This window comes from Micromonospora sp. DSM 43699 (assembly GCF_055517075.1).
Genome location: NZ_JBTMMT010000020.1, coordinates 55,291 through 74,180 on the forward strand (window position 1 = coordinate 55,291; position 18,890 = coordinate 74,180).

The 18,890-nt window shown below is 73.8% G+C and carries 17 protein-coding genes and 1 riboswitch; of the genes, 6 read left to right on the forward strand and 11 right to left on the reverse strand.

All coding sequences use genetic code 11. The annotated features are described in order from the left end of the window. Positions 1 to 80: 80 nt before the first annotated feature. From pgsA to AC0AIB_RS13255, 3 genes are all read right to left on the reverse strand, one after another. Positions 81 to 689 (reverse strand): CDP-diacylglycerol--glycerol-3-phosphate 3-phosphatidyltransferase, encoded by a 609-nt coding sequence (gene pgsA / locus AC0AIB_RS13245; protein WP_328348885.1) that lies wholly within the window; start codon positions 687 to 689, stop codon positions 81 to 83. Between the two features lie 77 nt (positions 690 to 766). Further along, positions 767 to 2,305: a 30S ribosomal protein S12 methylthiotransferase RimO gene (gene rimO, locus AC0AIB_RS13250; protein WP_328338924.1), complete on the reverse strand. Its 1,539-nt coding sequence runs from the start codon at positions 2,303 to 2,305 to the stop codon at positions 767 to 769. 99 nt (positions 2,306 to 2,404) lie between these two features. Then, a complete protein-coding gene (locus AC0AIB_RS13255; RefSeq protein WP_328338925.1) occupies positions 2,405 to 3,328 on the reverse strand; it encodes an ornithine cyclodeaminase family protein in 924 nt (307 codons plus the stop codon). A gap of 147 nt (positions 3,329 to 3,475) precedes the next feature. Then, a riboswitch (guanidine-III (ykkC-III) riboswitch) is annotated at positions 3,476 to 3,545 on the forward strand. A gap of 60 nt (positions 3,546 to 3,605) precedes the next feature. Here AC0AIB_RS13255 and sugE point away from each other — a divergent pair. Further along, positions 3,606 to 3,920: a quaternary ammonium compound efflux SMR transporter SugE gene (gene sugE, locus AC0AIB_RS13260; protein ID WP_328338927.1), complete on the forward strand. Its 315-nt coding sequence runs from the start codon at positions 3,606 to 3,608 to the stop codon at positions 3,918 to 3,920. A gap of 189 nt (positions 3,921 to 4,109) precedes the next feature. On the opposite strand, the gene AC0AIB_RS13265 is transcribed toward sugE, so the two are convergent. After that, positions 4,110 to 6,581 carry an FtsK/SpoIIIE family DNA translocase gene (locus tag AC0AIB_RS13265; RefSeq protein ID WP_328338928.1) on the reverse strand — a complete coding sequence of 824 codons (2,472 nt, stop codon included), beginning with the start codon at positions 6,579 to 6,581 and terminating at the stop codon, positions 4,110 to 4,112. 113 nt (positions 6,582 to 6,694) lie between these two features. Here AC0AIB_RS13265 and AC0AIB_RS13270 point away from each other — a divergent pair, with 113 nt between their 5' ends. Next, positions 6,695 to 7,171: a type III secretion system chaperone family protein gene (locus tag AC0AIB_RS13270; protein WP_328338929.1), complete on the forward strand. Its 477-nt coding sequence runs from the start codon at positions 6,695 to 6,697 to the stop codon at positions 7,169 to 7,171. Continuing rightward, a complete protein-coding gene (locus AC0AIB_RS13275; RefSeq protein WP_465096754.1) occupies positions 7,168 to 8,766 on the forward strand; it encodes a YbjN domain-containing protein in 1,599 nt (532 codons plus the stop codon). Before AC0AIB_RS13270 ends, AC0AIB_RS13275 begins: the two co-directional genes overlap by 4 nt. A gap of 148 nt (positions 8,767 to 8,914) precedes the next feature. On the opposite strand, the gene AC0AIB_RS13280 is transcribed toward AC0AIB_RS13275, so the two are convergent. From AC0AIB_RS13280 to AC0AIB_RS13305, 6 genes are all read right to left on the reverse strand, one after another. After that, positions 8,915 to 10,117, reverse strand: coding sequence for a S1 family peptidase (locus AC0AIB_RS13280; RefSeq protein ID WP_465096755.1), 1,203 nt, complete (start codon positions 10,115 to 10,117; stop codon positions 8,915 to 8,917). 238 nt (positions 10,118 to 10,355) lie between these two features. Beyond that, on the reverse strand, positions 10,356 to 12,044 hold the full coding sequence (locus AC0AIB_RS13285; protein WP_328338933.1) for a ribonuclease J: 1,689 nt from the start codon (positions 12,042 to 12,044) through the stop codon (positions 10,356 to 10,358). 52 nt (positions 12,045 to 12,096) lie between these two features. After that, positions 12,097 to 13,023, reverse strand: a complete 927-nt coding sequence (dapA, locus tag AC0AIB_RS13290) for a 4-hydroxy-tetrahydrodipicolinate synthase (protein ID WP_328338935.1) — start codon at positions 13,021 to 13,023, stop codon at positions 12,097 to 12,099. 46 nt (positions 13,024 to 13,069) lie between these two features. Then, positions 13,070 to 13,813 carry an FAD-dependent thymidylate synthase gene (thyX, locus tag AC0AIB_RS13295; RefSeq protein ID WP_328348886.1) on the reverse strand — a complete coding sequence of 248 codons (744 nt, stop codon included), beginning with the start codon at positions 13,811 to 13,813 and terminating at the stop codon, positions 13,070 to 13,072. 172 nt (positions 13,814 to 13,985) lie between these two features. Continuing rightward, positions 13,986 to 14,567 carry a DUF2752 domain-containing protein gene (locus tag AC0AIB_RS13300; RefSeq protein ID WP_465096756.1) on the reverse strand — a complete coding sequence of 194 codons (582 nt, stop codon included), beginning with the start codon at positions 14,565 to 14,567 and terminating at the stop codon, positions 13,986 to 13,988. Positions 14,568 to 14,571: 4 nt separating this feature from the next. Further along, complete coding sequence (locus tag AC0AIB_RS13305) at positions 14,572 to 15,801, reverse strand: winged helix-turn-helix domain-containing protein (RefSeq protein WP_465096757.1); 1,230 nt, start codon at positions 15,799 to 15,801, stop codon at positions 14,572 to 14,574. Positions 15,802 to 15,879: 78 nt separating this feature from the next. Here AC0AIB_RS13305 and AC0AIB_RS13310 point away from each other — a divergent pair, with 78 nt between their 5' ends. Then, the gene (locus AC0AIB_RS13310; protein ID WP_328338939.1) at positions 15,880 to 16,431 is read left to right on the forward strand and encodes a GNAT family N-acetyltransferase; all 552 of its coding nucleotides are present in this window, start codon (positions 15,880 to 15,882) and stop codon (positions 16,429 to 16,431) included. On the opposite strand, the gene AC0AIB_RS13315 is transcribed toward AC0AIB_RS13310, so the two are convergent. After that, entirely contained in the window at positions 16,420 to 17,736 is a 1,317-nt protein-coding gene (locus tag AC0AIB_RS13315) for a glycosyltransferase 87 family protein (protein WP_328338941.1), read from the reverse strand. The two genes, AC0AIB_RS13310 and AC0AIB_RS13315, sit on opposite strands and share 12 nt — an antisense overlap. A 36-nt stretch (positions 17,737 to 17,772) precedes the next feature. Here AC0AIB_RS13315 and AC0AIB_RS13320 point away from each other — a divergent pair, with 36 nt between their 5' ends. After that, positions 17,773 to 18,378 (forward strand): GNAT family N-acetyltransferase, encoded by a 606-nt coding sequence (locus AC0AIB_RS13320; RefSeq protein WP_328338943.1) that lies wholly within the window; start codon positions 17,773 to 17,775, stop codon positions 18,376 to 18,378. A gap of 119 nt (positions 18,379 to 18,497) precedes the next feature. Continuing rightward, the gene (locus AC0AIB_RS13325; RefSeq protein ID WP_328338945.1) at positions 18,498 to 18,878 is read left to right on the forward strand and encodes a VOC family protein; all 381 of its coding nucleotides are present in this window, start codon (positions 18,498 to 18,500) and stop codon (positions 18,876 to 18,878) included. The last annotated feature ends 12 nt before the right edge of the window (positions 18,879 to 18,890 follow it).

Genomic DNA, 18,890 nt, shown 5'->3' on the forward strand with positions numbered 1-18,890 from the left:
GTGACCCCGCTACGCATTTTCCCGAAGCGGGTCGGGCCGGTCGGTCGGGCCGGGTCGGGCCGGTCGCCGCGGTGGGCCCGTCAGTCGCTGCGGCCGGCGTCCCCGGGGCGGGGGCGGCGCAGGCGGAGGGCCTGGGCCACGTAGTCGAAGCCGGTGACCACGGTGACCAGCACGGCGGCGGCCATGATCCAGGGGCCGACGGTGGCGAGGGCGGCCGGCATCGGCCACAGGTACCAGGCGATGGCCAGGATCTGGAGCGCCGTCTTGAGCTTGCCGCCCCGGCTGGCGGCGATCACCCCGTGCCGGATCACCCAGAACCGCAGCCCGGTGATGCCCAGTTCCCGGACGAGGATCAGCACCGTCACCCACCAGGGCAGCCGGTCGTAGACGGAGAGCAGCACCAGGGCCGCACCGGTGAGCGCCTTGTCGGCGATCGGGTCGGCCACCTTGCCGACCGAGGTGACCAGGCCGAACCGGCGGGCGATCCACCCGTCCACCAGGTCGGTCATCGAGGCGAACGCGAAGATCAGGCAGGCGGCTATCCGCCACCCGGTGTGGGTCATCCCGGAGGTGACCACCGAGGCCGCGAAGACGGGCACCAGCACCAGCCGCAGCAGGGTCAGGCCGTTGGCCGCATTGAGCACCGGCACCCGGGCCACCGGCGGCGCGGACTCCGCCGCCCCGGTCACCGCCGCGCCCCGCTCCGGTCGCCGTGGCCCGCCTGGCACCGCCCCACCTGGCTCCCCCGCTCCGTCCGGGCCCACCGTCACCGTTCCGCGCCGGGCGCCGCCGAGATCATCTCATCCGGCACGGCCACCAGGTCGACGCCCTCGGTCGCGGTGACCGTGGCCCGGACCAGGTCGCCTGGGCGCAGCGCGGTCAGGTCGACCCCGCCACCGGCCGGGGCGACCAGGGTGGTCGAGCCGTCCACCTCGGGGGCCTGGTGTGCCGCCCGGCCCTCCACCACGCCGTCGTCGACCGTGTCGACAAGCACCTCGACGGTGCTGCCGAGCCGCTCCTCGGCCCGCTGCGAGCACAGCTCGTCGGCGAGCGCGGCGAGCCGGTCGTAACGGCGCTTGACGGTGGCGGCGGAGAGCTTGCCGGGCAGGCCGGCGGCCTCGGTGCCGTCCTCGTCGCTGTAGTCGAACACGCCTATCGCGTCGAGCCGCGCCTCGGTGAGAAAGCGGACCAGCTCGGCCACGTCCTGCTTGGTCTCGCCCGGGAAACCGACGATGAAGTTGCTCCGCGCGCCCGCCGTCGGGGCCAGGGCGCGGGCGCTGGCCAGCAGCTCCAGGAACCGGTCGGTGGAGCCGAACCGGCGCATCCGACGCAGCACCGGCTCACTGGAGTGCTGGAACGACAGGTCGAAATAGGGGGCCACACCGGGGGTGGTGGCGATCGCCTCGACCAGGCCGGGACGGGTCTCGGCGGGCTGGAGGTAGCTGGCCCGCACCCGGACGATGCCGTCGATCGCGGCGAGCTGGGGCAGCAGCTTCTCCAGCGCCCTCGGGTCGCCCAGGTCCTTGCCGTACGACGTCGAGTTCTCGCTGACCAGCACCAGCTCGCGGACGCCGGTCTTGGCCAGCCACTCCGCCTCGGCGAGCAGCTCGTCGGGGGTACGCGAGACGAACGCCCCCCGGAACGCGGGGATCGCACAGAACGCGCACCGCCGGTCGCAGCCGCTTGCCAGCTTCAGCGAGGCCACCGGGCCGGTGTCGAGCCGGCGACGCAGCACCTGCCGCAGGTGCGCCGGGGTGTGCGCGTCGGTCTCCATCGTCGCCCGGGTGGGGGTGCCGTGGCCGGGCAGCGACACCGCCGACTCGCGCCGGTTGACCGGGGTGAGCGGCAGCAGCTCGCGACGGTCCCGGGGGGTGTGCGCGTCGACCGTCTCGCCGGCCAGCACCGCGCCCAGCCGGGCGGCGATGTCGGGATAGTCGTCGAAGCTGAGCACCGCCTGCGCCTCGGGAAGGCTCGCGGCCAACTCCCGGCCGTACCGCTCGGCCATGCAGCCGGCGGCCACCACCTTGGCCCCGGTGTCGGCGGCGGCGAGCAGGGTCTGGATCGAGTCCTGCTTGGCCTTCTCCACGAAACCGCAGGTGTTGACGACCACCACGTCGGCGCCCTCACCGTCGGTGGTGACCTGCCAGCCGTCGGCGTGCAGCCGGGCGGCCAACTCCTCAGAGTCGACCTCGTTGCGGGCGCAGCCCAGGGTCAGCAGGGCGACCCGGCGGCCGTCGGTGGGCGGCGGTGCCGGGTCACGGCGGGACGGGCCGGCGTTGTCGGGCGTGGGGGTGGCAGACACCATCCGAGGGTACCGGGCGCGGGGGCGGGCCCGACCAACGGCGGCGTGCGGTGTCGGCCGGTTCACCCTCCCCCGCCGTCGCGGATCGGGCGCGGGCGACGGTCAGAGCGCCGCCGCACCCACCCGGACCAGCCGGTCCAGCAGGGCGACCTCGGTGCCGGCGAGTCCGGTGGAGCAGAACACCGACACCTGGTCCGCGCCGGTCCGCCCCGGGACTGCGCCGGCCAGCACCGCCCCCAGGTCGCGCAACCTCCCCGGGTACGGCCCGACGGCGGTCAACAGCGGCGGGTCGTACGCCGCCGCCTGGGCCGGTGAATCGGTGACCAGCAGGTCGGCGGCGTCGAGCAGGTCGGTGCCGAACTCGTGCCGGTGGACCTGCTTGAAGCCGACGGCGTTGACGTGGGTGCCCGGGGCGAGGTCGGCGGCGGCCAGCACCGGGGTGACGCTCGTGGTGGCGAGCACCACCACGTCCCGGTCGCGGACCGCCTCGGCGGCCGAGCCGACGGCGCGGGCCGGTACGCCCAGTTCGGCGCGGACCCGGGCGGCGAAGGACTCCCGGCGGGCCGCCGAGCGGCTGTGCACGGTCACCTCCCGCAGCGGCCGGACGGCGGCGGTCGCCCAGACCTGGGTCCACGCCTGCCCGCCCGAGCCGATCACCCCCAGGGTGGTCGCGTCCGGGCGGGCCAGGGCGTCGACCGCCACCGCGCCCAGCCCGCCGGTACGCCGGGAGCCCAGCTCCGCACCGACGGCGATCGCCCGGACCGCCCCGGTGCGGGCGTCGTGCAGCACCACCAGCTGCTCGCCGGCCGAGTGGCCGAGGGTGTCGTAGGAGCGGAAGCCGTACCACTCGGCGGTGAGCTGCCCGGCGGTGAGCACCATCCGCCCGCCGGCCAGCGGTGCGGAGGCCCGGGGCGGGGCGACGAGCCGGCCGGCGTGGGCGGCCAGCAGGGCGTCCCGCATCGCCGCGACGGTGGTCGGCGCGTCCAGGGCGGCGGCGACCTGCCGGTCGTCGAAGAGCAGCGTCATGTCCTCATGCTGCAACCTCACCTTGACTTCAGCTCAAGGTCTGGTGGGGAGGATCACCGCTACCGGTCTCCGTGCGGTGCTAGCGTCGGTCGTGGTGGCCGTGCGGGCAGGGCGGTGCCGCGGCTCCTGCCGACCCCGCAGGGTTGCGGTTCCTGCCGAGCCCGCAGCCACCCCGGACGAGTCGTGGGCGTACCCGGTCAGGCCAAGACGCCCCGTGCCTACCCGACTCGTCCCCGGCCGGCCCGGCCCGGGACCCGCACCCCCGAGGTGATGCCCGATGGCCTGGATCGTGCTGGTGCTCTCCGGACTCCTGGAGACCGCGTGGGCGGTCTCCCTCGAACGCAGCGCCGGATTCACCCGGCCGCTGCCCTCGGCCGTATTCGCGGTCACCCTGATCGCCAGCATGGCCGGCCTGGCGTACGCGCTGCGCGACATCCCCGTCGGCACCGGCTACGCGGTCTGGGTCGGCATCGGGGCGGTCGGCACCGCAGTGGTGGGCATGGTCGCGCTGGGCGAGTCGGCGAGCCTGCCCCGGCTGCTCAGCCTGGTGCTGGTGGTGGCCGGCGTGGTCGGCCTCAAACTCTTCCACTGAGCCGGTGCCGTGCCCGGCCTCCCGGTGAGCTGCCGGGCCGGCTGCTAGGGACCGGTCGACGGGTCAGGGCCGAGCGTCTGCGCGTGCCGCAGCACGGCCCACGCCGACCGGTCCTCCCGGGCCGCGCCCGATCCGGTCGGTGCGCCGCCGGCCCGGTGCTCATGTGGTGGCCCCGGCACCCGCCCCGGCTCAGTCGACGTCGCCGCGCAGGCCGTCCAGCACCTCTTCCAGTTCGTCCGGCTTGACCAGCACGTCACGGGCCTTGGAACCCTCGGACGGGCCGACCACCCCCCTGGTCTCCATCAGGTCCATCAGCCGGCCCGCCTTGGCGAAGCCGACCCGCAGCTTGCGCTGGAGCATCGAGGTCGAGCCGAACTGCGAGGTGACCACCAACTCGACCGCCTGCACCAGCAGGTTCAGGTCGTCGCCGATGTCCTCGTCGATCTTCTTCTTGCTGTCCTGCGCCGGGGCCAGCACGTCGGTGCGGAACTCCGGCTCCCGCTGGTCCTTGCAGAACTTCACCACGTCGGCGATCTCGCGCTCGGTCACCCAGGCGCCCTGGATGCGGACCGGCTTCGACGCGCCCATCGGCAGGAACAGCCCGTCGCCCCGGCCGAGCAACTTCTCCGCGCCCGGCTGGTCGAGGATGACCCGGGAGTCGGCAAGCGACGAGGTGGCGAACGCCAGCCGGGACGGCACGTTCGCCTTGATCAGGCCGGTCACCACGTCGACGCTCGGCCGCTGGGTGGCCAGCACCAGGTGGATGCCGGCGGCGCGGGCCAGCTGGGTGATCCGGACGACCGAGTCCTCCACGTCGCGCGGGGCGACCATCATCAGGTCCGCCAGCTCGTCCACGATCACCAGCAGGTACGGGTACGGCCGCATCTCCCGCTCGCTGCCCGGCGGGGCCTTGATCTCGCCGTTGCGCACCTTGCGGTTGAAGTCGTCGACGTGCCGGACCCCGTTGGCGGCGAGGTCGTCGTAGCGCATGTCCATCTCGCGAACGACCCACTCCAGCGAGTCGGCCGCCTTCTTGGGGTTGGTCACGATCGGGGTGACCAGGTGCGGGATGCCCTCATACCCGGTCATCTCGACCCGCTTGGGGTCGATCAGCAGCAGCCGCACCTCGTCCGGCGTGGCCCGGGTCAGGATCGACACCAGCAGCGTATTGAGGCAGCTCGATTTCCCGGCGCCGGTGGCCCCCGCGATGAGAATGTGAGGCATCTTCGCGAGATTGGCCACCACGAAGCCGCCCTCGATGTCCTTGCCGAGGGCCACCACCATCGGGTGGTGGTCGCTGGTGGCGGCCCGGGAGCGCAGCACGTCACCGAGGGCGACGTTCTCCGGGTCGGTGTTGGGGATCTCCACCCCGACCGCGCTCTTGCCCGGGATGGGGCTGAGGATCCGCACGTCCGGCGACTTCACCGCGTACGCGATGTTGCGGGAGAGCTGGGTGATCCGCTCGACCTTGACCCCGTGCCCCAGCTCGACCTCGTAGCGGGTGACGGTCGGGCCCCGGGTGAAGCCGGTGACCTCCGCGTCCACCCCGAACTGGTCGAAGACGCCGGTCAGCGCGGCGATCACCTCGTCGTTGGCCTTGCTGCGGGTCTTCGGGGCCGCGCCGCCGGTGAGCATGTTCGCCGGCGGCAGGACGTAGTCGCCGGCCAGCCCGGTCAGCGCGAGCTGCTCGGCCCGGGTGGGCGGCGCGGAGTGCTCCGGCGGCTCCGCCGGCTTGCGGCTGGCCGGCACCCGGCTCGCCGGCCGGCGGGGCAGCACGATGGTCTCCTGGAGGTCGACCTCCGGGCCGACGTCGTCGAAGTCGTCCGGGTCGGGCGGCGGGGGCGCGGCCTTGCGGGCGGGCCGGCGGCGGGCCGGCTTCGGAGCGACCTCAGTCGACTCCGCGTCCGGCTCCTCCCGGGCGTCGGGCGGGGCGACGAGCGTGCCGGCGAGCAGGCCGAGCCGCTCCGGGATCTTGTTGATCGGGGTGGCGGTCACCACCAGCAGCCCGAAGACGAGCAGCAGGATCAGCAGCGGCATGGCCACCCAGGCGGTCACCGCCCGCTCCAGCAGGTCGCCGATCCCCGCGCCGACCAGGCCACCGGCGTAGTCGCGCTGCACCGGGTCGACCGGGTTCTGCCCGATGTGCAGCATCGCCGCCGTGGCGACCAGCATGGAACCCCAGCCGACCAGGCCCCTTCCCCGGTGCTCCGGGTCGCCCGGGGTACGCATCAACCGCCAGGCGCCGATCATCAGCAGCACCGGCACCACGACCGCGATCGCGCCCAGGAAGAGCCGTACGGTGTCGGCGAGGCGCGCGCCGAGCGGGCCGGCGCCGGAGAACCAGATGCCCACCGCGCTGAGGATGGCCAGGCCGAACAGCAGCAGCCCGGCACCGTCGCGGCGGTGCTCCGGGTCCAGGTCCCGGGCGGAGGCGGCCTGCCGACCGGCGGCCCGGAACCCCCAGCCGACCCCGTGCGCCAGCCCCATCCACAGTGCGCCGACCGCGCGACCGACGTACGCCGCAGGAGCGGGCCGGGTCGCCGGCCGTCGCCGGGGCGCCGCCCGGGTGGTCTTCTTCGCCGGCTGACGGGCACGACTGTTCGTGGTACCGCGCGGCGACGCGCCGCGTCGCCGGCTCGCCTGAGAGGTACGGCCCGCCATAGAGTCACCGTAACGGCGTGACCCGGCAGATCGCCGCTTTTCCGGGTCGTGTCCGCGCGTCGCAGCACGGACCACGCCCGCAGACGTGTTATTCGCCTCAGAAGGGATGCCCGATGGCGTCGCCTGCTTTCGCGGACCGTCCGGACCCCCTGGCGGGTCACCCGCAGGCTCTGCGCCCGCTGACCACCGAGCTGGTCGCCGCCGTGCTGGGCAATCGGGGGTACGCGGTGGTCACCGACGACGACGGTGACCTCGTCGGCCGCTGGGACGACAGCCTGATCTGGTTCCTGCGCCAGGGCACCCTCGGCGAGCTGCTCCAGGTCCGCACCCTCGCGGCACCGACCTTCGGCATCGAACACGTGCCGGCGCTCTACGCCTTCTGCAACTCGTGGAACCGCGACCGGTTCTGGCCCAAGGCGTTCGTACACGTCGACGACGACGGACGGGCCCGGGTCTGCGGTGAGGTGATCGCCGACCTGGAGCGCGGGGTCACCCCGCACCAGCTCGACCAGTTGCTCGACTGTGGCATCACCAACGGCTGCCAGCTCGCCGCCGCCGTCGGCATGCTGCCCGGCGGGACGCCCGGATGACCGCCGGGTTCCGCCCGGGTGGGCCGGCCGCCCATCGTGATCCCGGCCTGGCGGCTGCGCTCGCCGACGCCGCGGACCTGCCCGACGGGGAGGCCCGGCTGGCCGAACTCGACCGGATCGCCGCCCGCGCCGACGCGCTCGGCGACCCGCACTCCGCCCTGGACGCCAGGTTCGCGCTGGTGGCGGCGTACCTGCGGCACGGTGGGCGGTGGCGGATCGTCGAGCCGGTACGCCGTCTGCTGGCCGCTGTCGACAGGTCCCCCGGCCTGCTCGACGCCCGTCCCGGCGACGCGGAGCTGCTGCGGCGGCACCTGCGGCACTCGGTGGACGCCGCGATCGGCACCCCCCGGATCGGGCTCGACCAGACCCACGCGCTGCTCGACGCGCTGGCCCGCCGGGTCGGCGAGGACGCCGCAGTGGTCGCCCAGCTCCGCTGCCGGCTCGCCGACCACCTGGGTGACGAGCCCACCGCCCGGCAGTGGTACGCCCGCTGGACGGTCGCCGACGAGGATCCGGAGGCCGGCTGCCCCGGCTGTCTGGCGGTACGCCGGGCCGAACTGCTTGCCGGTTGGGGGGACGACCGGGCCGCGCTGGACGCCCTGCGACCCGCGCTCGACGCCCTGATCGACTGCACCGACCAGCCGGAACGGGCCCTCGCGGTGGGGCTGCTGCCGTGGCTGCGTACCGGGGCGGCCGAGCAGGCCGGGGTGGCGCACCTGCGGGCGTACCGGCGGCACCGGCGGGAGCGGCGGGCGTTGCCGTACCTGGCCGCGCAGTTGCGGTTCTGCGCGTTGGCCGGGCACCCGGACCGGGCGCTGGACATCCTCGCCGAGCAGCTGCCCCGGCTGGACCACCCGTACGACGACCTGTCGGCGATGGAGTTCGCCGCCGCCGGGGCGCTGGTCTGCGCGTTGGCCGTCGAGTCCGGGCGGGACGGTCGCCGGGTGCGCCGCCCCGGCCACGCCGACCGGCCCGCCGCCGAGCTGGACGTGGCGGCCCTCGGCACCGACCTGATGACGCAGGCCACCCGGCTGGCGGGCAGCTTCGACGCGCGCAACGGCACCGGGCACCACGCCGGCCGGATCGCCGCCTGGCTGGCCGAGCGGCCGACCGGCGACCCGGTGCCGCTGCCGGCGCAGGAGAGCGTCGACGAACCGGACGACGAACCCTTCCTGCCCTCGGCCGAGGAGTCGGCCCCGCTGAGCCTGGCGCAGCTCACCGCAGTGCTGGACACCCGGGGCGACCTGTATGCGGTGGACGCCGGTGGGGTGGTGGTCGGCCGCTGGGACGAGGCGGTGATCCAGTTCCGGCTGCGGGGCCGGCACGGGGAGATCCTGCACGCCCGGGTGGTGGCGGCCCGGCGGCTGCCGGCGGGACGGCTCGCCGAGGCGTACGAGTTCTGCAACGCCTGGAACCACGACCGGCTGCTGCCCAAGGCGTACGTGCACGAGTTGCCCGGTGGTGAGCTGGTGCTGGCCGGCGAGGTCACCACCGACCTGGCCCACGGGGTGGCCCCGACACAGCTCGGCATCCTGGTCGACGCGGCGGTGACCACCGGCGTCGCGTACGCCGGGGCGGTCGCCGCCCTGCCCTGAGCCGGCCCGCCCTGAGCCGCCATACCTGAGCCGGCCCGCCCTGAGCCGGCCGGCGCGGGACCGACGGGGTCGGGACGCGGAGCGGCCCCCGACCACCGGGCGGTGGGGTCGGGGGCCGCGGTACCGGTGTGCGCCGGCGACGGGATGGTTACCGTCGGCTGCGCCGGGTCTCCTGCTGGCCGCCGTCGGCGGTTACCAGGGTCAGGTCGTTGCGTTCGAGGATCTCGTTGACCGGCTGGAAGAAGGTGATGCCGCCGACGGTGCAGTCGCCGGAACCGCCGGAGGTGACGCCCTGCGCCTGGTCGCCGGAGATCCACGAGCCGCCGGAGTCGCCCGGTTCGGCGCAGACGTCGGTACGGGTCAGCCCGGTGACCGTCCCCTCCGGATAGTTCACTGTGGTGTTCCTGGCCTGGACGACACCGCAGCGGGCACCGGTGGTGGAGCCGGAGCGGCAGATCGACGCGCCGGCCAGCACCTCGGTGGAGCCGTTGACCGGCACCACGCCACCGTTGAAGTCGCTCACCACCCCCTGGGGGGCCCACTGGTCGTTGGTCCGCACGAACGCCCAGTCGTCGCCGGGGAACGACGACGCCGCGAAGACGCCCTGCTCGGCCTGGTTGAAGCCGGTGGTCCGGTCGCCGGCCCGACCACAGTGCCCGGCGGTGACGAACCCGCCGACCACGGAGAAACCGATCGAGCAGCGTCCCACGTCGTTGATGAAGAACGGGTCTCCGCCGACCAGGTCGAACAGCGGACGCGGCTGCTCCCGGGAGGTGGTGATCCGCACCGCCCCGGCCGGGGCACCGCTGCTCGCCGCCCACCGGCGGGCCCGCCCCTCGGCGCCCGGCTGGGCGAGCACCACCACCGAGTTGGTGGCGACGTCGACATACCAGCCGGCGATGGCCGGGGACGCCTGCCGTCCCACCGAGTCGAGCCGGCTCTTCACCGCGTCCAACTCGCCGACCGCGCGGTCGACAGTCTTGGGCACCGCACCGGCGGCCCGGACCCGGTCCGCCTGGGCGGGGTCGGCGACCGCGACGTTGAGGGTGGACCCGTCGCCGCTGAGCCAGGCGCCGCCGTAGTCGTTGCCGAGCGTGGCCCGCAGCCGGGCCAGCCTCCCGGTGGCCTGCTGCTCGGCGGTCAGCCGCCGGACCGCCTGGTCCCGGCTGATCCGCAGGTCGCGGCTGAGCGCGTCCACCACCTCGGGGGCCACCCCGCCGGTCGCCCCGGCGTCGGTCCCACCGGCCTTCGGCGCGCTCTGCTCGCCGGCGAACGACGGCAGGGTCACCGCCGCCGTCAGTCCCGCTGCCGCCAGCACGACGCCGATCGCTGTCATCCGTCTGCGGTCCATCCGCCATGCTCCTCCCGGCCGACGCGAGGTACGCCCGCCGGACGGAGGTACGGAGACGGCCACCGATCGGTTGAGGAGTTCTCCACTTATCGACGGAACGTGTCCCCCCGGTCACCCGTCCCCTGATCGGGGCCACCCTGCGCCACCGCTGAGCGGCCCGCCAGTCGGGCCCGAGAAACGGGCCGGCCACCGTCGTGACGACGGTGGCCGGCCCGGAACTGCCTGTGGGAGGGCCCGATCAGACCTCGACGACGGTCGGGACGATCATCGGACGGCGGCGGTACGCGTCGTTCACCCAGCGCCCCACGGTGCGCCTGACGATCTGCTGGAGCTGGTGGGGGTCGGTGATGCCGTCCGCGGCGGCCCGGTTCAGCGCCTCGGTGACCAGCGGGATCACCGGGTTGAACGCGGCCGGGTCCTCGGAGAAGCCCTTCGCCGACAGGGTCGGGCCGGCGACCACCTTGCCGGTGACCGAGTCGACCACCACGGTGGTGGCGATGAAGCCGCCGTCGCCGAGGATCCGCCGCTCGGTGAGCAGCGACTCGCTGACGTCGCCCACGGCCAGGCCGTCGACGTAGACGTACCGGCTCTTGACGTGCCCGACCACGCTGGCCCGGCCCTCCACCAGGTCGACGACGTCGCCGTCCTCGCAGATCACCACCCGGTCCGGGGCGACGCCGGACTCGATGCCGAGCCGGGCGTGCGCCCGCAGGTGCCGCCACTCGCCGTGCACCGGCATCAGGTTGCTCGGCCGGACGACATTGAGCAGGTAGAGCAGTTCACCGGCGGGGGCGTGCCCGGAGACGTGCACCTTGGCCACGTCCTTGTGCACCACCACCGCGCCGGCCCGGGCCAACCTGTTGATCACCCGGTAGACCGAGGTCTCGTTGCCGGGGACCAGCGACGAGGCGAGCACGACGGTGTCACCGGGGGCGATGGTGATGTGCCGGTGGTCGCCGCTGGCCATCCGGCCCAGCGCGCTCATCGGCTCGCCCTGCGAACCGGTCGACATCAGCACGATCTGGTCGGGCGGCAGGGTGGTGGCCTCCTCGATCCCGATCACCAGACCGGCCGGGATGTTGAGCAGGCCGAGGTCTCGGGCGATGCCCATGTTGCGGACCATCGACCGGCCGATCAACGCCACCTTGCGGCCGTGCTCCAGCGCCGAGTCGAAGACCTGCTGCACCCGGTGCACGTGCGAGGCGAACGAGGCGACGATGATCCGCCCCTTCGCCTTCGCGAAGATCGAGTCGAGCACCGGCCCGATCTCCCGCTCGGGGGTGACGAAGCCGGGGATCTCGGCGTTGGTGGAGTCCGACAGGAGCAGGTCGACACCTTCGGCGCCGAGCCGGGCGAAGCCGGCCAGGTCGGTGATCCGGCCGTCCAGCGGGAGCTGGTCCATCTTGAAGTCGCCGGTGTGCAGCACCAGCCCGGCCGGGGTACGGATGGCCACCGCGAGCGCGTCCGGGATCGAGTGGTTGACCGCGAAGAACTCGCACTCGAACGGGCCCAGCCGCTCCCGGCCGCCCTCCCGCACGGTCAGCGTGTAGGGCTGGATCCGCCGCTCGGCCAGCTTCGCCTCGACCAGGGCGAGGGTGAACTGTGAGCCGACCAGGGGGATGTCCGGCTTGTGGGCGAGCAGATACGGCACCGCGCCGATGTGGTCCTCGTGGCCGTGGGTCAGCACGATCGCCTGCACGTCGGCCAGCCGGTCCAGGATCGGCCCGAAGTCGGGCAGGATCAGGTCCACGCCGGGCTGCTCGACGTCGGGGAAGAGCACCCCGCAGTCGACGATCAGCAGCTTGCCGCCGTACTCGAAGACGGTCATGTTCCGGCCGATGGCACCGAGTCCGCCGAGCGGGATGATCCGCAGGCCGCCCTCGGGCAGTGGCGGGGGCAGTTCACCCTCGAATTGCGCCTCGGTCACGCGTCCACCTCATTCTGCGACGCCGTAACCCGGCGTCCGTCGTGTCGTTCGATCATTCGGGCAGGTCCAGGCCCGCCGCCGCGCAGTCGGCGCGCAGCAGGGCCAGTTCGTCGTCGGTGGCGTCCACCAACGGTGGACGCACCGGCCCGGCGGGCAGGCCCATCGCGTTCAGGCCCGCCTTCACCAGGATGGTCCCCGGGCTGCGGAAGATCCCGGTGAACAGCGGCAGCAGCCGCCGGTGCAGGGTCAGCGCCGCACCGCTGTCCCCCGCGTCGTACGCCTCGATCATCCGCTTGGCGAGCGCCCCGGTGAAGTGGGTCGAGGTGCCGACCAGCCCGACCCCGCCGACCGCAAGGGTGGGCAGGGTGAGCGAGTCCTCGCCGCTGTAGAAGGCGAGGTCGGTGCGGCTGGTCACCCAACTGGTGGCGGTCAGGTCACCCTTGGCGTCCTTGACCGCGACGATCCGCTCGTGCGCGGCGAGCCGCACCAGCGTCTCGGTCTCGATCGCCAACGCGGCGCGGTGCGGCACGTCGTAGAGCATGATCGGCAGGCCGGTGCCGTCGGCGACCGCGGTGAAGTGCCGCTCCAGGCCGCGCTGCGGCGGCTTGTTGTAGTACGGCGTCACCACCAGCAGGCCGTGCACGCCGGCCTTCTCCGCCGCGGCGGCCAGCTCGATGGTGTGCCGGGTGTCGTTGGTGCCGACCCCGGCCACCACCTGAGCCCGGTCGCCGATCGCCTCCACCACCACCCGGAGCAGGGATTCCTTCTCCGCGTCCGTGGTGGTCGGCGACTCGCCTGTGGTGCCGTTGACCACCAGCGCGTCGTTGCCCTGCTCGTCGACGAGGTATGTCGCCAGCCGCGCCGCACCGTCGAGATCGAGGGATCCGTCGGCGGTGAACGGGGTCGCCAGCGCGGTGAGCAGTCGCCCGAATGGGCGGGACACGCCCCGGTCGGGGACGGCAGGGTGGTCGTGCGTCATGCTCACAACCTAGCGGACGAGCACCGGACGTCCGGTGGGGAAGGGCTCAGGACAGCTGTGCGTGCGGGCTGGTCGCCACCTCGGAGCCGTCGGGCAGGGTCGAGACGACGAAGTCGGCGAACACGTTCGGGGCCACCCGCTGGAGCTGCCGCAAGCACTCCACGGCCAGCTCACGGATCTCCACGTCGGCGTCCTCGGTGGCCCGCATCCCGACGAAGTGCCGCCAGGCGCGGTAGTTGCCGGTGACCACGATCCGGGTCTCGGTGGCGTTGGGCAGCACCGCCCGGGCCGCCTGCCGGGCCTGCTTGCGGCGCAGCGTCGGGTTGGGCTCGTCGGCGAACCGCTGCTCCAGCCCCTCCAGCAGCTCGGTGTACGCCTGGACGCTCGCCTCGGCGGCCTCGACGAACCGCTTGTGCAGCTCCGGGTCGTCGGCGATCACCGCCGGCTCGACCATCGCCGCGTCCCGCTCCGGGACGTACCGCTGGGAGAGCTGGGAGTAGGAGAAGTGCCGGTGCCGGATCAGCTCGTGGGTGAACGAGCGGGACACCCCGGTGAAGTAGAAGGTCACCGTGCCGTGCTCCAGCACCGACAGGTGCCCGACCTCCAGGATGTGCGCCAGGTAGCCGGCGTTGGTGGCGGTCGCCGGGTTCGGCTTCTTCCAGCTCTGGTAGCAGGCCCGGCCGGCGAACTCGGCGAGCGCCTGACCGCCGTCGGCATCGGTCGACCACGGCACGTCACTCGGGGCCTGGAACTGCGTCCACGCGATCAGCTGCACCTGGGGCTGCACCATTTCCGGCATTCCTGCGACTCTAGTGGCCCGGCGGGCCGCGGGGAAACCCGGGCCACCGCCCTGACCAGCGAGATCATGGACAGTCCCGGCTCCCGACGGGCGGCGGGTGGCCAATGTCTCCCACCCGACCCCGCCGGGTCGCTCCAACCGGCCCGCCGGGTGCTGTGGCCGGTCAGACGTAGAGGGCGGTGAACGGGGCCCAGGGCAGGTTGCGCAGCACCGAGAAGGCGAGCCAGACGGCGAGGAACCCGCCGATCACCGGGGAGCTGAGCCGCAGCTCGGGCAGCCGCCAACCGAACGCCTGCCGGCCGGCCCAGGCGACGAAGAGATAGGCCAGGAAGGGCACCGCGAAGACGAAGAGGAAGTGGTGCCGGGCGGCGGCCGGCAGGTCGGCGTGCAGCAGGTACCACAGCGCGCGGGTGCCCCCGCAGCCCGGACAGTCCAGCCCGGTGGTCAGCTTGAGCAGACAGCTCGGTGCGGCGTCCGGGTCGCTCGTGGTCGGGTCGCTGACCAGCGCGTACGCCATTCCGGCACCGACGCAGCCGAGCGCGGCAAGCGGCACCGCCCAGCGTGGCGAACGGTCGTAGAGCCGGACCACGAAGCGGGTGAGGCGGTCCGGCTCGGGCTGCTGCCACACCACCGGCGGCCCGGCCGACCAGGACCCCGGCGGCACCGTGTCGACACCCTGCTCCGGACTGCCCTGCTCCGGACTGCTCGGCCCGGTCGGTCGGCTCGGCCCGTCAACGCTCGTCACGGCCTCACGGTACACCGGTGAGGCTCCGCAGCGCGGCGGTCAACGGGGCCGCCAGATCACCGGTGGCCGGTGGGGCGACCGCGCCCAGGCCGAGCCAGCCGGCGAGCCGGCGCAGCTCGGCGGCGAGCGCGACAGCGGTCTCCCCCGGGTCGACGCCGGGCTCCTGCCAGGCCGCCGGCACCAGCAGCACCCCGGCCTTGCGGTCGGCCTTGAGGTCGACCCGGGCGGTGAAGCGCTCCCCCTGGAGGAACGGCAACACGTAGTAGCCGTGCACCCGCTGCGCGGCCGGCACGTAGATCTCGATCCGGTAGCCGAAGCCGAACAGCCGCTCGGTGCGGGCCCGTTCCCAGACCAGCGGGTCGAACGGGCTGACCAGGGTGTTGCCCCGGACCCAGCGGGGCAGCCGGGCGTCGACGTGCCGCCAGGCCGGCTGCCGCCAGCCCTGCACCGTCACCGGCACCAGCTCACCGGCCTCGACCAGCTCGGCGACCGCCTGCCGGGCACCGGCCAGCGGAAGCCGGAAATAGTCCCGCAGCTCCGGCTCGGCGGCCACCCCGAGCGACCGGGCCGCCACCGCGACCAGGGTGCGGTACGCCTCGGCGTCGGTCGGCGTGGGCGCGTCGAGCACTGCCGCCGGCAGCACCCGCTCGGGCAGGTCGTAACGGCGGGCGAAGGAGGGGGTACGGTCGGCGGCGGTGACCTCACCGGCCCAGAACAGGAACTCCAGCGCGCGTTTCACCGCCGACCAGTTCCACCCCCAGTTGCCGGTCTCCCGGGGGGCGTCGTGCTCGATCTCGGCGGCGGTCAGCGGCCCGCGCGCGGCCACCTCGTCGCGGACCCAGGCGACCAGTTCGGGCTGCTCCTGGGCGATCCGCCGCATCCCGCCCCAGGCGTCGTCGCGGGCCTTGGCCATCCGCCAGCGCAGCGCCGCGTGCCGCCCCACCGGCACCAGGGACGCCTCGTGCCCCCAGTATTCGAACAGCTCCCGGGGGCGGCGGTAGGCGGCGGTGTCGAGCAGGCTCGTCGGGTAGGGCCCGAGCCGGCTGTAGAGCGGCAGGTAGTGCGCCCGTTGCAGCACGTTTACCGAATCCATCTGGATCAGCCCGACCCGGTCGAGCACCCGGCGCAGGTGCCGGCGGGTGGGCACCCCGGCGGGCGCCGGGTCGGCGAAGCCCTGGGCGGCGAGCGCCATCCGCCGGGCCTGGGCGAGCGAGAGCGGTTCCGGTGCGACCATCGCCGACGACCCTAGACCAGTGGTACGACACCGGAGCGGATGCTGGACCGACCGCCCGTCAAGGCATAGAACGGACACATGCTCACCATCCGCCGCGAAGAGCCGGACGACGCCGAGGCGATCGCCCGGGTGCACATCCACGGCTGGCAGGCCGGGTACGCCGGTTTCATGCCGGTCGAGGTGCTGACCCGGCTCAACCCGGTGGCCTGGGCGCAGCGCCGACGGGACCTGCGCACCGCCGACCCGGAGCACCCGTTCACCACCCTGCTCGCCGAGGTCGACGGGGTGCCGGCCGGGTTCACCACCTTCGGCCCGTACCGCAACGACCAGGACCGGGGCGACCTGGACCCGACGTGCGGCGAACTGCTGGCGATCTACGTGGAGCGGGCGCACTGGGGCGACGGCACCGCACCTGCCCTGTTCGCCGCCGCCCGGGACGGGTTGGTGGCGGGTGGCTGGCGGGAGTACCGGCTCTGGGTGTTGGCCGACAACGTGCGCGCCCGCCGGTTCTACGAGCGGGCCGGCCTGTCAGCCGACGGTCACCGGTCCCGCTGGCCGGTGCCGATGGCCGGCGGCGGTCCCCCGGTCCACCTCGACGAACTGCGTTACACCGGCCGGCTACCCGGCTGACCCGGCCACTCCCTGAGGCTGGTTGACAGGTCGCCCCGGACCACCGGCGGTCCGGCCCGAGCCGCCGGGTCCGGCCGGTCCTGCCGATCCGCCCGGGTCGGCAGGTCCCCCCGGACCGCCAGCCCGGCCGCCGGCCGGGGTGGCCCAGGTACGGACCGGTAGCAGCAGCAGAAGCGCGAGGCTGATCCAGACGTAGGTGTTGCTGCCCAGGAAGCCGGTGATCCCGGTGAAGTCCTTCTCCCAGGCCCAGACGATCCGGCTGCACAGCAGCGCGTAGCCGACCACCGCGAGGACCAGCAGCGCGCGCCGGCGCAGGCTGCCGCCGGGCGCGGCGACGGCGTTGTCGACCAGCAGGATCAGCGCCGGGATCAACCAGACCAGGTGGTGAACCCAGGTGACCGGGCTGACCAGGCACATCAGCGCGCCGGTCAACGCCAGCCCGGTGGCCTCGTCACCGACCGCGGCGGCGGCCCGGCAGCGCCAGCCCCAGACGGCCAGGATGACAAGCACCAGCGCCAGCCAGGCCAGGGTGCTCGGATGCTCCGGGTCGAGCCGGGCCACCACCCCGCGCAGCGACTGGTTGGACACGAAAGCCAGCTCGCCCACCCGGTCGGTGTTCCACAGCGCCGAGGTCCAGAACTCCCGGGCGGCGTCGGGGAAGAGGCCGGCGGCGAACAACGTGGCGACGGCCGAGGCGGCGACGGCGGTGCCGGCGGCCCGGAACCGCCTGGTGATCAGCAGGTAGACGATGAAGACGCCCGGGGTCAGCTTGATCGCGGTGGCCACCCCGATGCCGACCCCGGCCCACCTGTTGCCGGCCGGCAGCAACCGCAGCAGGTCCACCGCCACCAGGAAGAGCAGCAGCATGTTTACCTGGCCGAAGTTGACCGTCTCGCGCATCGGCTCGAACGCGGCGGCCAGCAGGAGCGCCACCACCAGGACGAACCAGCGGGTCCACCCGGCCCGCCGGGCCACCGGGTCGAGCAGCCACCAGACCAGCACCGCACTGACCACCACCGTGGCGGCCACGCTGACGGTGATCGCCACCGGCCACGGCAGGTACGCCATCGGCAGCATCACCAGCGCGGCGAACGGGGGGTAGGTGAAGCCGTACTGGGTGCCGGGCTTGAGGTAGTCGTAGATCTCACCGTGGTCGTGGACCCAGAAGGTCAGCGCGCCGTAGTAGACCTTCAGGTCGAAGAAGCCGTGCCGGACGGCCGCCACGGAGAGGAAGGCGGCCACCGCGACGGCGAGCACCACCACCGCGACGACCTGCCCGGTCGTCCGCCTGGCACCCTGCGCCACCGTCGTCTCCCTCGCTGTGGCCTAGGCTTTCGTGCCATGGCTCTGGGGTTCGTCCGCCCGGCGCGTCCGGAGGACGCCGCCGAGATCGCCCGTGTGCAGCTCGCGACCTGGCGGGTCGCGTACCGTCGACTGCTGCCCCGGCACGTGCTCGACAACCTGGACGAGGCGTGGCTCGCCCGGCGGTGGAGCGCGGCGGTGCAGGAGCCGCCCTCGGCCGCGCACCGGGTGCTCGTCGCCGTGGAACAGGCCGAGCAATCCTATCTGGTGGGTTTCGCCGCTTCCGGGCCGGCGGACGCCGAGGCGCTCGCCCCGGGCGAGCCGGCGACCGCGCTGGGCAGCGGGGTGGTGGCGGTGACCGACCTGCTGGTCGAACCGCGCTGGGGTCGGCGCGGGCACGGCAGCCGGCTGCTCTCCGCCGCCGTGGACGCCTGGCGGGCCGACGGGTTCACCCACGCGGTGGCGTGGGCGTTCGACGGCGACGAGGCGACCCGCAGGTTCCTCACCAGCACCGGTTGGGAGCCGGACGGCGCGGCCCGCGCGCTGGACGTCGACGACATGCTCGTCGACCAGGTACGGCTGCACGTGGCGGTCCCCGCCGAGCCGACCGGCACACCCGCACCGGGGCCGACCGCCGCGCCCTGACCGGGGGCCGGGCGACACGCCCGCAGCTGAAGCCGGTCCGACGCGTCCCGCCCGGTTCTGTCGTCCCACCCTGGTAGACCGGGAAGGTCAGGGCACGAGCGACGGTGAGGGAGACGGGCATGTTCCGGGAGACGAAGGCGTTCAGCGGGTTCTCGGCCGACGACACCGACCGGGCCCGGGAGTTCTACGCCGGCACCCTCGACCTGCGGGTGTCACAGCTGGGCGGTGCCGGTGGTCTGCTGAAACTGCACCTGGCCGGCGACCGGGACGTGGTGGTCTACCCGAAGGCCGACCACGTGCCGGCGGCCTTCACCGTGCTCAACTTCCCGGTGGCCGACGTCGACCGGGCGGTCGACGAGCTGACCGCCCGGGGGGTGGGCTTCGCGCGCTACCCGGGTTTGCCCCAGGACGAGCGGGGGATCATGCGCGACAACGGGCCGACGATCGCCTGGTTCACCGACCCGGCCGGCAACATCCTGTCGGTGATCGCGCAGGAGTGACGCTGCCGGGCC